This is a genomic window from Halothece sp. PCC 7418 (assembly GCF_000317635.1).
Classification (GTDB): Bacteria; Cyanobacteriota; Cyanobacteriia; order Cyanobacteriales; family Rubidibacteraceae; genus Halothece.
Map to the genome: position 1 here is coordinate 322,141 of NC_019779.1, position 13,425 is coordinate 335,565.

Annotated in this window: 10 protein-coding genes; 3 read left to right on the forward strand and 7 right to left on the reverse strand. The window is 44.9% G+C overall.

From position 1 onward, the window contains the following. Positions 1-6: 6 nt before the first annotated feature. From PCC7418_RS01435 to PCC7418_RS01445, 3 genes are all read left to right on the forward strand, one after another. Positions 7-729 (forward strand): peptidase, encoded by a 723-nt coding sequence (locus tag PCC7418_RS01435; protein WP_015224397.1) that lies wholly within the window; start codon positions 7-9, stop codon positions 727-729. A 92-nt stretch (positions 730-821) separates the two neighbouring features. Then, positions 822-1,142: a cytochrome c6 PetJ gene (gene petJ, locus PCC7418_RS01440; protein WP_015224398.1), complete on the forward strand. Its 321-nt coding sequence runs from the start codon at positions 822-824 to the stop codon at positions 1,140-1,142. A 232-nt stretch (positions 1,143-1,374) separates the two neighbouring features. After that, positions 1,375-2,973 (forward strand): B12-binding domain-containing radical SAM protein, encoded by a 1,599-nt coding sequence (locus PCC7418_RS01445; protein WP_015224399.1) that lies wholly within the window; start codon positions 1,375-1,377, stop codon positions 2,971-2,973. 12 nt (positions 2,974-2,985) lie between these two features. Here the strand turns inward: PCC7418_RS01445 and PCC7418_RS01450 are convergent, their stop codons facing one another. The 7 genes from PCC7418_RS01450 to cysH all read right to left on the reverse strand — a co-directional run bounded on the left by PCC7418_RS01450 (position 2,986) and on the right by cysH (position 13,269). Beyond that, entirely contained in the window at positions 2,986-4,320 is a 1,335-nt protein-coding gene (locus PCC7418_RS01450; RefSeq protein WP_015224400.1) for a histidine phosphatase family protein, read from the reverse strand. A gap of 91 nt (positions 4,321-4,411) precedes the next feature. Continuing rightward, complete coding sequence (locus tag PCC7418_RS01455) at positions 4,412-5,401, reverse strand: methyltransferase domain-containing protein (protein ID WP_015224401.1); 990 nt, start codon at positions 5,399-5,401, stop codon at positions 4,412-4,414. A 74-nt stretch (positions 5,402-5,475) separates the two neighbouring features. After that, positions 5,476-6,066 carry a hypothetical protein gene (locus PCC7418_RS01460; protein ID WP_015224402.1) on the reverse strand — a complete coding sequence of 197 codons (591 nt, stop codon included), beginning with the start codon at positions 6,064-6,066 and terminating at the stop codon, positions 5,476-5,478. Between the two features lie 140 nt (positions 6,067-6,206). Further along, a complete protein-coding gene (gene psaB, locus PCC7418_RS01465) occupies positions 6,207-8,423 on the reverse strand; it encodes a photosystem I core protein PsaB (protein ID WP_015224403.1) in 2,217 nt (738 codons plus the stop codon). Positions 8,424-8,586: 163 nt separating this feature from the next. After that, complete coding sequence (gene psaA, locus PCC7418_RS01470) at positions 8,587-10,839, reverse strand: photosystem I core protein PsaA (protein ID WP_015224404.1); 2,253 nt, start codon at positions 10,837-10,839, stop codon at positions 8,587-8,589. A 403-nt stretch (positions 10,840-11,242) separates the two neighbouring features. After that, complete coding sequence (gene sbcD / locus PCC7418_RS01480) at positions 11,243-12,514, reverse strand: exonuclease subunit SbcD (protein ID WP_015224405.1); 1,272 nt, start codon at positions 12,512-12,514, stop codon at positions 11,243-11,245. Continuing rightward, entirely contained in the window at positions 12,511-13,269 is a 759-nt protein-coding gene (gene cysH / locus PCC7418_RS01485; RefSeq protein WP_015224406.1) for a phosphoadenosine phosphosulfate reductase, read from the reverse strand. Before cysH ends, sbcD begins: the two co-directional genes overlap by 4 nt. Between the last annotated feature and the right edge of the window lie 156 nt (positions 13,270-13,425).

Sequence of the window (13,425 nt, forward strand, 5' to 3'; positions counted from 1 at the left end):
TCCATTATGAAACTCAAGGTAGCTTATATTTTTCTTTTGACAATAGTGGTTATTGTTGCTATCTCAAAGGTTACTGTTTCACAGCCTTCTTCCAGTCTCCCGCCTTTAAAGGCTCATCCTTTACCCCCAACCTTGGCGCAGTGGGAAACGGTGGCTGAGGTGGGGGATTATTTTTCAGAAGTGGAAGCAACTCCGTTGGGTTATTTGGTGTGGTCAGAGTTTCCGGTGAAGGTGTATCTCGACTTATCTGAATCTGCTAGGGATCAAGGGGTGCAAGGCTGGGTGGAAGCGGTCACTACTGCAATAGAGGAATGGGCTGTTTACTTACCGTTGGAACCAGTGAACGATCGCGCACAAGCAGATATTATCATTGCGCGATCGCGCCCGCCTCTGAATACCACTCGCAACCCAGAAACAGGATTAATGGAGTTTTCTCGCGATCGAACTGCACGCACCCGTTACCAGTTCAAGGTAGCAAATGATCAATTAATTCATGGCATCATTATTGAAATTAGTCCTCATCAACGCCAAGCTGCAACTCTAGCAACCGCACGCCATGAAATGGGTCATGCTTTAGGAATCTGGGGACATAGCCCCCACTCAGAAGATGCACTTTATTTTTCACAAGTGCGAGACTTTCCTTCGATTTCGGCTCGGGATATCAACACTCTAAAAAAGATTTATCAACAACCGACTCGTCTGGGCTGGAAAATCAATTTTGCTAACTAATCAGTTACAAAACTTAAAGTATTACAATTTGTCTTTTGATTGTTGATGTTATTTATCCTATCTTCTAAAAGGCTGTTTAAATCTGAAGACTAATGATCAAAAACATCATCGTTTCTCTAATTTTAGGATTCTCTCTTCTCATTGCTGCTCCCGCTCATGCTGCTGCTAATGGCGCACAAGTTTTTCAAGCTAATTGTGCCGTTTGTCATGCCAATGGGGGTAACAGAATCATGGCAAATAAAACCTTGAAACAAGAGGCTCTAGAGCGATATAACATGGATTCTAAAGAGGCAATTATCACTCAAGTCAAAAATGGAAAAAGTGCGATGCCTGCTTTTCTCGGACGCTTAAATGATGCCCAAATTGAAGCTGTGGCTGACTATGTTTTAAACCAAGCTGAAAAGGGATGGTAGTCATCATTACCAAGGTGCATTATTCAGTTAATGCACCTGATTGAAACTTATCAAATCTAGTAATTTTTCTAGCAGTATTATGTTGATAGTTATTTCTTCAAAAGTTTACTTAATTTTTATTACAAAATAAGATACGTAAGTAGATTCAAAGAACTCCTCAATATACTAAGTAATAAGTGATATTTTTTCCACTGCTTTGCTTGAGAAAACTCTGATTGGTTGAGGAGACTATATGAAAGCCTTACTACTCTATCCTCTCTTTCCAAAAACATTCTGGTCTTATGATCGGTTTATGGACATTGTTAACATGAAGGCAACCATTCCCCCTTTAGGAATTATCACGGTTGCATCGCTTCTACCTCAAGATTGGGACATTCGCTTTTATGATCGTAATGTCACCTTGGAAACAGAAGCGGATTGGGACTGGTGTGACCTCATTATGGTTTCGGCAATGATTGCCCAAAGAGAAGACTTTCATGATTTAATTCGGAAAGCAGTTCAAAAAGGAAAAAAAGTAGCTGTTGGGGGTCCTTACCCGACCTCTGTTCCTGAAGATGCGATGGAGTCGGGAGCAGATTATCTAATTCTTGATGAAGGAGAAATAACGATCCCTCCGTTTGTCGATGCCATTACTCGCGGAGAAGAACAGGGTATTTTTCGGGCAAATGAAAAGCCAGACGTAACACAGAGTCCCCTGCCTCGCTTTGATTTACTCCAGCGAGAGGACTACGTGATGATGGCGGTGCAATTTTCTCGGGGTTGCCCTTTCCATTGCGAATTTTGTGACATTATCAGCCTTTACGGCCGTAAGCCTCGCACCAAAGAGATTGATCAAACCTTAGCCGAATTACAAACGCTATACGATTTAGGTTGGCGGCGATCTGTTTTTATTGTGGATGATAATTTTATTGGCAATCAGCGCAACGTGAAACGTTTATTGCGAGCCTTAATCCCATGGATACAAGAGCGCAATTACCCCTTTACCTTTTTAACAGAAGCATCAGTTAATCTTGCTGAAGATCCAGAATTATTAGAGTTGATGAAGCAAGCAGGATTTTATGGGGTCTTTTTAGGTATTGAAACCCCAGATCAAGATAGCCTGACAGTAACGCGGAAACACCAGAACACTCGCAGCCCTCTCGCTGAAGCTTGTCATCAAATTAATCAAGCGGGATTGATGATTTATGCTGGTTTTATCATTGGTTTTGACGGTGAACGCTCAGGGGCGGGAGAACGCATTCAAGCCTTTGTGGAAGAAACCTCGATTCCACAACCGATGTTAGGGCTTTTACAAGCCCCTCAGAATACTGCCCTTTGGGAGCGACTGAAGACAGAGCAACGGCTTTTAGAAGATATAGGCTGGACAAAGTTCGGTGAACAAAATACATTAATGAATTTTATCCCCACCCGTCCCCTATCAGAAATTGCACAGGAGTATATGCAAGCCCTCTGGACAATGTATGAACCTGCTGCTTATCTCCAGCGTTGCTTTCAACACTGTTTGAAGATTACCCCAAATCCGCATTTCCGACAACGGATTTCTTTCCCGATGACAACCGCAGTCAGACTGATCACACAAGTAATCTGGAAACAAGGAGTTCAAATGAAAGCAATTCGTAAGCAGTTTTGGCATCAATTTTGGATGCTCTTGAAAACGAAACCCCAATTGTTGAGCTTATATCTGGGATTATGTGCAGCTGGAGAGCACTTTTGGGAATACCGTGTTTTAACCCGAGAGCGAATTACTCAGCAACTGGGTTATGATCCCTTGGTGACCTCTCCAGCATTACTCTCTAAGTCGAAATCAGTGGAGAATTGTATCACCTCATGATGAGAGTTAAGGTTACAAAGCACCAGCTGCGGTCTGGTCAAAAATGCCTTCTGCAAGGTGACTGGTAATATTAATGGCTTGCAAAACAGGCGCACCCTCTTTCCCGTCAGGATAATCAATGACACTGACGGCACCATTCCCTTGTTTCACATTCCAGAAATTACTAGGAGAAAGCCCTAATAAAGCACAGAGAATGACTTTATTAATGGCATCATGAGCAACAACGATTCCAGTTTTTATTTCTTCAGGAGAGTGTCCTTTTTCGGCAACAATGTCTTCCCAACAAGCAACAGCCCGATCCCAAACTTGCTGTAAGTTCTCTCCATCGGGCATTTGTACCATTTCTGGCGTTTCTTGCCATTGTTTGAGGAGTTCTGGATATTCGGCTTGAATTTCTGGTTTTAATTTCCCTTCCCATTTACCATGACTAATTTCGAGTAATGGTTCTTGAATTTCTAATTCAATTTCTGAATGATGAGCGAGGATTAATTCTGCGGTTTCTTTTGGGCGTAACATGGGGCTCGAAATGGCAAAATCTAACGGGGTTTCTTTGAGAAAATCAGCAGCTTTCCTCCCTTGTTCTCTACCATTGTCATTCAGGGGAATATCAATTTTCCCTTGAAACCGAGACTCTTTATTCCAATCTGTTTCCCCGTGACGCACTAAAAGTAACCGTATCCCTTGATTTTTCCGAGGAGACGGTAAAGCTGTTCCCAAGTGAGAGGTTTGATTGAGAGATTCGAGTTCAACTGGTTCTCCCCATGCGCCTTTAAAGTTAAGAACATTAATTCCGCAATTAGATTGTTGAATGGAATGATAAAGGCTGGGTTCAACACCGATCGCGCTGCTAATTAAACAGCGATTAATCCCATTATGAGCAACAATGGCGATTGTTTCTCCTTTGTGCTTAGCAAGGATTTGTTTCCAGAAATTTTGAGCTTGTTCATAAAGGGATAACACGGGATAATGTTTATTCCCATCAACGGTCATATAGAATTTATGGGGACGGGTTTTCCAACAGTGATAATCTTCTGGAAACTGGCTTGCGATCTGATCTTTTTTCATCTCTTCCCACAAGGGAAGATCCACTTCTTGGAGTAATTCCGACACTTCTAGGGGAGGAGCAACCTGAAAACAGCGATGAACAATCTCAGCCGTTTCTTTTGCTCTTTGGAGAGGACTTGTATAGAGTGTTGCAATATCGAGTTGACGCAACACAGCGCCCACTTTTTCTGCATCGGTGCGACCTTGTTCTGTTAAAACCGATTTGTCACAACGTCCTTGGATGATGTGTTCGATATTATAGGTACTTTGTCCATGACGGATAATTACAACCTTTGTCGTCACTGATCCTCCTCCAATTAGGTAAACGAGGTTATTGTACTACCATCTGGGTTACCAATTCCAGTTAGTCGCTCTACCCAAAAAAGATTATTGGTTAATGCTTAACGGCTTGGCTAGTCGCAGTGCTTACCACTTGATTAGAGGTTTCCGCACGAACTGCTCGAAACATTCCAAAGCGACACAAGCCAGTTCCAAAGGCGAGTCGCATCAGTAAAAGCGTGGGCACTTCGCGTACCGATTTAATAAAGCCATAAAGCCCAAATTTAAGAAAACCTTGGGGTCGAATCACTCCTTGCCAGATCGAATCAATCCAAGATGGAAGGGTGGGTTTTGTCCAATCATCGGTAATCAGATGACCTTCCACCATCCCTGTTGCTTCCAAGCGTTCTGCGAAACCTTCAATACTAGAAAAAGCCGGATGTGACCATTGATCTAACAATTGTTTCATTACGGGTTTTTCCCAAAAATTCAAGGGTTTTTCCCGATCATCTCGTTGATTCCAATCAGCAACCACCAGACGACCCCCTGGCTTTAACACCCGCAGTAATTCTCTGGCAAAACTATCTTTATCAGGAATATGGGGTCCAGTTTCAATTGACCAAACTACATCAAAACTCGCATCGGGAAAGGGCAAAGACATCGCATCCCCAACCATAAATTTAGCAGTTACACCGTCAGGGGTCAGTTCTTGCGCCCGTCTCACTTGTTGTGGGCTGATCGTTACCGCCGTAACATCAAAGCCATAATCTTTGGCAAGAATACGACTACTTCCCCCAATTCCACAACCGACATCTAAAAGGGTTGTTCCTTTCGGATACTGATCAATCCCTCCCCAATGTGCCATTTCATGAACAAAATCAGATTTTGCTTGCAGAAAGTCCTTACGCTGTGGCGGAGACCCATAATGACCGAGGTGGATGTGTTCCCCCCAGTAAAATTCTAAAATGCCATCTTCTGTCCAAGTGTCGTAAGAACTTGCCACGGAGTCAGCAGATTGATAGCGACGGGCTGTCACTAGATAAACAATTAATCCAATCATAAAAAGGAATAATAGAATTCCTAGGGTTAAAAGCAATACATTCATTTCACTTGATCTTGAGTTGTTAACGGTATTGTTAACGATCTTAATCATTCAGATTGGTTGTTACTACCTCTCCACTACTGATAAATTTGTGAGGGTTGACCTTTTGCCGTGGCAATCACGCGATCGCGCCCCGAATACGGTAAAGCCCACTGATAATGACATTCTTTGGGATTCCCCCAGCACAAGTTTAAAATCAATTCTTCCCGCGTCGTTTCCACCTCTAGCCATTCTGTTGCTTCTACTCGTTCGGCAACGGTTGCTGTATCAATCGGTGTTGGGGGATCTGCGTCTGTCCAGAGATTTAAGTTCTGTGTTGCATTTTGCCAAAACTCAAAAATTCTCGGTTTCACTTGCTTTAAAGTCTCTTTATCTTGGGGAATGGCAATCAGTTGATTATGAAGTTCTGGACACTCCACTTCATAGCCATTAAATCGACACACCCGCCACACTAATCCTGAAACTTCGTGTTCCCGTTGATATTGATGAATTTGCGCTCGGAAATCGCGATAGGCAAATACTTTACTTAACTTCTCTGTACCAATTGCTTTCGCTAAAACGGGGTTATTGAGACGATCTGAAGAAGAAAATAAAACCCGTTTCCCTTGCCAGGTTGCCCGTAACTCTTGATCTAAAATCTCAATCAATTCTTCGGTGGTATAGCTCATAAGCAAGGTTTCCAGCGCGATCGCATTTATCCCAATTTAGCAAACGGGAAGGGAACTCTAATGAAAAATCCCCCACCACTGGGGTAGGGGATTTAAGGTTAACGCTTGTTACTCAAGCACAAGATGATTGTTACCACTCATTAACCAAACAATGAGGAAGTTGAGGCAATGAGGAAGGCAGCGTAAGTCAGGATGTAACCGACTGCGAAGTGAGCTAATCCAACTAAACGCGCTTGCACGATGGAGAGAGCAACGGGCTTGTCTTTCCAACGAACGAGGTTCGCCAGAGGAGTGCGCTCGTGTGCCCAAACGATGGTTTCAATCAATTCTTGCCAGTAACCGCGCCAAGAGATGAGGAACATGAAACCAGTTGCCCAAACGAGGTGTCCGAAGAGGAACATCCAAGCCCAGACGGAAAGGTTGTTCATGCCGTAGGTGTTGTAACCGTTGATTAACTGAGCAGAGTTGAGCCACAGGTAATCACGAAGCCAACCCATGAGATACGTGGAGGATTCGTTGAACTGAGCAACGTTTCCTTGCCAGATGCCGAGATGTTTCCAGTGCCAGTAGAAGGTAATCCAACCAATGGTGTTTAACATCCAGAAGACGGCGAGGTAGAAGGCATCCCAAGCGGAGATGTCGCAAGTACCGCCCCGACCCGGACCGTCACAGGGGAAGCTGTAACCGAAGTCTTTTTTGTCGGGCATGAGTTTAGAGCCACGGGCATCCAAAGCACCTTTGACCAGAATTAAGGTGGTGGTGTGGAGTCCGAGCGCGATCGCGTGGTGAACTAAGAAGTCTCCAGGTCCAATAGTGAGGAATAAGGAGTTATCGCCACTGTTGATCGCATCGAGCCAACCTGGTAACCAAGCAGCACCAGCATTAGAAGCAACACTGTCTGCATTAGAGAGCAGTGCATCCATGCCATAGAGGGCTTTACCGTGTGCGCTTTGCACAAACTGGGCAAACACAGGCTCAATGAGAATTTGTTTCTCAGGGGTACCAAAGGCAACTACAACGTCGTTGTGAACGTAGAGTCCTAAGGTGTGGAATCCTAAGAAGAGGGAAACCCAGCTTAAGTGGGAGATAATCGCCTCTTTATGTTGGAGAACGCGATCAAGCACGTTTCCTTTATTTTGTTCGGGATCGTAGTCACGGATTAAGAAGATTGCCCCGTGAGCAAACGCACCGACCATAATGAAACCTGCAATGTACTGGTGGTGGGTATAAAGGGCAGCTTGAGTGGTGTAATCCCGCGCAATAAAGGCATAAGGCGGTAGGGAATACATATGCTGCGCCACCAGGGAAGTAACGGTTCCTAACGCAGCCAGGGCAAGGGCAAGCTGGAAGTGTAAGGAGTTATTAAGAGTGTCATAGAGTCCTTGGTGAGGCAGGTTAAACTGACCTTCGCTTTGACCACCGATTAAACCTTTTTTGGAATCGAGCATTTCGCGGATGCTGTGACCGATACCAAAGTTGGTGCGATACATATGACCGGCAATGATGAAAATTACCGCGATCGCGAGGTGGTGGTGCGCCATATCGGTTAACCACAGAGATTCCGTTTGAGGATGGAAACCACCGAGGAAGGTTAAGATTGCAGATCCTGCACCTTCAGACGTGCCAAAGATGTGGTTAGCAGTATCAGGATTTTGGGCATAAACACCCCAGTTACCGCTAAAGAAAGGTCCTAAACCAGCTGGGTGAGGCTTCACCGAGAGGAAGTTATCCCAACCGACGTGCTGACCACGAGACTCAGGAATTGCCACGTGAACCAAGTGACCCGCCCAAGCCAGAGAACTTACGCCAAATAAACCCGCTAAGTGGTGGTTGAGGCGATGTTCAGCACTCTTGAACCAAGAGAGACTGGGACGGAATTTCGGTTGGAGATGAAGCCAGCCAGCGAATAAGAACACAGCCGAGAGTAATAATAAGAAGACTGCGCCTTGGTATAGATCGCCGTTGGTGGTCATCCCAATGGTGTAGAACCAGTGATAAACACCAGAGTAAGCAATATTCACTGGGTTAGAAGCGCCGGCTTGCGTGAAAGCATCAACTGCAGCTTCACCGAAGTGAGGGTCCCAAATTGCGTGAGCAATCGGACTTACGTTTAAGGGGTCTTTAATCCACTGTTCAAAATTACCTTGCCAAGCAACGTGGAATAAGGTGCCGGAAGTCCAGAGAAAGATAATGGCGATGTGACCAAAGTGAGAAGCAAAAATCTTTTGATAAAGATTCTCCTCAGTCATGCCATCATGGCTTTCAAAGTCATGAGCCGTAGCAATCCCGTACCAAATCCGACGTGTTGTTGGATCTTGAGCAAGGTCTTGGCTAAATTTTGGAAATTTGGTTGCCATAGCCTTTTTTGGAAATCCTCTTTGCAGATGAATGAGTAAATAAGTTTAGTTGAAACTCATTTTGGGTTTGGGAGAGCTAACCCCGAGAACGATCGTTTTAAGGGTCAGCCCTCAGTTGGTTTACTGATTTTTAAACCAGTGTTACCGCTTTTAAGGGAAACCGTCAACTGACGGCAATAATTCTCGCTAAGAAGAACGCCCAAGTGGTAACAATTCCTCCTAGCAAGTAGTGAGCAACGCCCACCGCACGTCCTTGCACAATGCTAAGCGCACGGGGTTGAATCGCAGGAGCAACTTTCAGTTTGTTGTGAGCCCAGACAATTGACTCAATTAATTCTTGCCAATAGCCACGACCACTGAACAAGAACATCAAGCTAAATGCCCAGATAAAGTGCGCTCCGAGGAACAGTAGTCCATAAGCAGACAGTGCCGAACCATAGGAGTTAATGACGTTAGCTGCTTGTCCCCACAGGAAGTCGCGGAGCCAGCCATTAATGGTAATCGCACTAGTCGCAAAGTTACCAGAGGTAATGTGAGATACCGTGCCATCTGGAGAAACCGTTCCCCAAACATCCGACTGCATCTTCCAGCTAAAGTGGAAAATCACAATCGAGAGGGAGTTATACATCCAGAATAAGCCGAGGAATACATGGTCCCAACCAGAAACTTGGCAAGTCCCACCGCGACCTGGACCATCGCAAGGGAAGCGGAATCCGAGTTCAGATTTATCGGGGATCAAGCGGGAGTTACGCGCATATAATACCCCTTTCAGGAGAATCAGAACGGTAACGTGAATGGTAAAGGCATGGATGTGATGGACCATGAAATCGGCTGTGCCAAGCTCAATGGGCATCATGGCAACTTTACCGCCAACTGCTACAACATCGCCACCAAAGGCATAACTTGCAGGCTCGATCGCGTTGGGAGCAGTGCCACCCGGTGCGATGGTATGAAGATTTTGAACCCACTGTGCGAAAATCGGTTGCAGTTGAATCGCATTATCGGAGAACATATCCTGCGGACGACCCAACGCACGCATGGTGTCGTTGTGGACATAAAGTCCAAAGCTATGGAAGCCGAGGAAAATGCAAACCCAGTTTAAGTGAGAAATGAGTGCGTCCCGTTGACGTAATACCCGATCCAGTAAGTTATTAACATTCTTCGCTGGATCGTAGTCTCTGACCATGAAGATTGCACCGTGTGCACCAGCACCCACAATTAAGAAGGCCCCAATCCACATATGGTGAGTAAATAGAGACAATTGGGTCGGATAATCCGTCGCCAAATAGGGATAGGGAGGCATCGCATACATATGCTGCGCCACAATAATCGTGACCGAACCGAGCATTGCTAAGTTGATTGCTAACTGAGCGTGCCAGGAAGTGGTCAGGATTTCATAAAGACCTTTGTGTCCTTCACCGGTTAAGGGGCCTTTATGCGCTTCTAAGATTTCTTTAATGCTGTGACCAATGCGCCAGTTGGTGCGGTACATATGACCCGCAATAATAAACAGAACCGCGAGGGCTAAGTGATGGTGTGCGGTGTCAGATAACCAGAGACCACCAGTGGTCGGGTTCAACCCACCTTTGAAGGTCAAGAAGTCAGCATATTCTCCCCAGTTGAGGGTAAAGAAGGGTTTTAAACCTTGCTCAAAACTGGGATAGAGTTCTGCCATCAAACTCCGATCCAAAATAAATTGGTGGGGTAACGGGATATCCTCAGCAGCCACTCCCGAGTTCAGGAGTTTATTCACGGGTAAAGAAACGTGAATTTGGTGACCAGCCCAGGATAAACAGCCTAACCCAAGTAAACCAGCGAGGTGGTGGTTCAGCATGGACTCCACATTCTGGAACCATTCCAGTTTCGGAGCACGTTTGTGATAGTGGAACCACCCAGCAAAGATCATCAGCCCTGCCATGACTAATGCACCAATCGCGGTGCAATAGAGTTGGAAGCTGTTGGTGAAACCCGACGCTCGCCAGAGGTAGAAGAACCCAGACGTAATCTGAATTCCTTGGAAGCCACCGCCGACATCTGCGTTCAAGATTTCTTGACCAACAATGGGCCAAACGACTTGGGCGCTCGGTTTGATATTGGTGGGATCGCCTAACCAAGCCTCATAGTTGGAGAAGCGAGCACCGTGAAAATACATTCCACTGAGCCAAACGAAGATGATGGCTAAGTGACCGAAGTGCGCACTAAAAATTTTGCGCGAAATATCTTCTAAATTGCCTTGACTATCAAAGTCGTGTGCGTCTGCGTGTAAATTCCAAATCCAAGTTGTGGTTTTGGGTCCTTTGGACAGGGAGCGGTCAAAGTGTCCAGGCTTACCCCACTTCTCGAAAGAAGTTGGAACTGGATCTTTATCCACTGCTACCCTGACCTTTTCCTCATTTTCCGGAGGACTAATTGTCATAGGGGGTCTCCTCTCTAGACAGTTTTAACTGTTATTCCCGTGATTGGGAATGAACCGTTAAAGAACAATCATTTCGTAAATTTATGATCACTATTGTTGTCTTTCGATACAACAAATTGATCCCTTTTTACGGTTCACTGCTGTACCTTACTTGTAAATAATAGAGGGTGGTTTCGACAACTGTTGACACTCCTTAACAATACTTAAAGACTTGAGAAAACTTGCTGAAATAACCACTGTGCCTTTTTTATGTCTTTCCAAAAGTCAAGGCAAGATTCTTTATTTGTTACAAACTGCAATAATAAATTAATATTTATGTTAGTTATATGTCTTTTGTTATTTGTTATTTGTCCTTCGTTCTTTGGTAACTGGTCAATGAGAACACAGGTGGTTAGCATTTGACTCAGAGTAACTTTAACTGCTCCTTGGTACTGTTTTGAGCAGTATCTTCCTCAGCTTGTCCCGCGAGGAGTTGTTCTGCTGCTTCTAGCATCTCCTCTGACATCTCTTGCAGATCTTCCCGATTCCCTAAATAGGTTTTGAGGGCGCTCATGGGATCTAAACTGACTTGTTCCCCAAATTCAGGGACGCGAGGACGGGCTAGCTGACTGACTAATTCGGGTGAAATCGTATAGCTGTGGGCAAAATTGAGAGCTTTTTGTAGGCTGCGGGTTTCAATTTTGTCCAGTTGTTCTGAACGGAGCTTATATTTGAGGCGGACAACAGCATCAGGGATTTTTTTCCGCGCGATCGCGCCCATAATTGCTTCCTGCGGGTCTTCTTTTTCCGTCACATCCACCTCAATCGTTAAAAACGGACGCACGGGTAACGGACAAAACTCCCACTGGGGATTCCCTTTTTCTAAATGAAGTAAGACATAGCCCTTCTCTTCCTTCTCCTCACTAAAATCAACCCGTTCAATGCTTCCAGGATAAATCACTGGCGGTTGTCCCTTCGGATTTAGATTTTGATGGCGATGAACATGACCCAAAGCAACATAATCAAATTCGGGGCGAATCAAAAACGACATCGGAATCGTAAACCCTTTTCCCACCGCTAAAAATCGTTCCGCACCCAGTTCCGCCCGTTCCGCCATTAAATGCGCTAATAATATCGTTGGTTGGTTAGGATCAAGCCGTCTAATTTCTGCTTCTAGGATCGGCTGTAATTTTTTCAAGAGTAATTGATTCACATCTGCTAAGGATAGCCCTTCTGTTTCAGGGCGGGTCAATAAAGCAGAATGAGTTAACCAAGGAAGCGTCATCACTTGAACATCTCCCTTGGCGGTAGGAATGCGATGGGTTTCAATTTTATCGCCAACAATAAAGCCTGGAACGCCCAAAGTGCGATAAATGGATAAACTTGCGCCTCCTTTCCCTTGTGAGTGTTGATCATGATTCCCCACTAAAAGAATGGTTGGAATCTCCGCAGCCACTAACCGTCGGAATTCTGAAGCAAATGTCTCTTGAATATAAGGTGGAGGAGTCGCATCGGGGAAAGCATCCCCTCCAAATAAAACTAAATCTACAGGTTCGGCTAAAGCGCGATCAATACAAGTGCGAAGGGAGTTTCTAAAATCTTCAAGCCTAGTGTTCAATCCCGTTTTTGGATTTGTGCGTCCATGAGATAAGCCACTCCCAATATGAAGATCCGAAACGTGAAGAATTTTTATCATAACGAACTCGAATCAAAACTTTGGGCTTCCCCATCTGTCTTTGGGAGATGTAGTCCGCACTCCTGCTTCACCCCTTGAAATCTGGTGTCTCTTTCGTGTTCATCGTTCAGAGAAATCGGGCGACTCGAATGCCAATCGCCAACGGTCATATACCCTTGATCAAATAGAGGATGATAGGGGAGATCATATTCTGTGAGATAACGATGCACGTCTCGGGAGTGCCAATCTAAAATTGGTAAAATCTTATAGATTCCAGATTGTTCGCCAATGCGGGGAAGTTGTTGACGATGTTGGGTTTGATCGCGCCTTAATCCAGCCAGCCAGGCGGTTGCGCCTAATTCGTCTAACGCCCGTTGCATGGGTTCAACTTTACGAATTTGATCATAAAGATTTAAGGATTCAAGATCTTTCTTTTCCCACAGTTTCCCATAGAGGGCTTCCATCCGAGCAGGGGAGATGGGAGATTGGTAAACTTTTAAGTTCAGATTCAGTCTTTGGGTTAGCTTGTCCGCAAAACGATAGGTTTCAGCGTGAAGATAGCCTGTATCCACCCAAATGATGGGAATATCAGGAATAATGCGGGTGACAAGGTGTAACATCAAAGCGGATTGAATCCCAAAACTGGTACTCATCACTAAACCATCACCAAAGGTTTGCGCTGACCATTGGATCACTTCTTTTGCATCCGCATTCTGGAATTGATTGTTGAGTTCTTGTAAATTAAGTTGAGGTTGCTCTAAAGTTGCAACAGTCATGGAATTTAACGCCTCATGCTTGTGTTGAGTCTCATCATGATTTTCTGGGAGGTGCGAGGACTGAGAAGAAGACTTGGGGGTCGTTTGATTCATTGAAGGCAAAAGTCAAAGATTGCAGTAGCCACTCTGTGAATTGAGAGTGATTTCCCCACTTAG

Excerpts from the sequence above, each read along its gene's own strand:
- PCC7418_RS01435 (WP_015224397.1), top strand. The coding sequence starts at position 7 with ATGAAACTCAAGGTAGCTTATATTTTTCTTTTGACAATAGTGGTTATT.
- petJ (WP_015224398.1), top strand. The coding sequence starts at position 822 with ATGATCAAAAACATCATCGTTTCTCTAATTTTAGGATTCTCTCTTCTC.
- PCC7418_RS01445 (WP_015224399.1), top strand. The coding sequence starts at position 1,375 with ATGAAAGCCTTACTACTCTATCCTCTCTTTCCAAAAACATTCTGGTCT.
- PCC7418_RS01455 (WP_015224401.1), bottom strand. The coding sequence starts at position 5,401 with ATGAATGTATTGCTTTTAACCCTAGGAATTCTATTATTCCTTTTTATG.
- PCC7418_RS01460 (WP_015224402.1), bottom strand. The coding sequence starts at position 6,066 with ATGAGCTATACCACCGAAGAATTGATTGAGATTTTAGATCAAGAGTTA.
- psaB (WP_015224403.1), bottom strand. The coding sequence starts at position 8,423 with ATGGCAACCAAATTTCCAAAATTTAGCCAAGACCTTGCTCAAGATCCA.
- psaA (WP_015224404.1), bottom strand. The coding sequence starts at position 10,839 with ATGACAATTAGTCCTCCGGAAAATGAGGAAAAGGTCAGGGTAGCAGTG.
- sbcD (WP_015224405.1), bottom strand. The coding sequence starts at position 12,514 with ATGATAAAAATTCTTCACGTTTCGGATCTTCATATTGGGAGTGGCTTA.
- cysH (WP_015224406.1), bottom strand. The coding sequence starts at position 13,269 with ATGACTGTTGCAACTTTAGAGCAACCTCAACTTAATTTACAAGAACTC.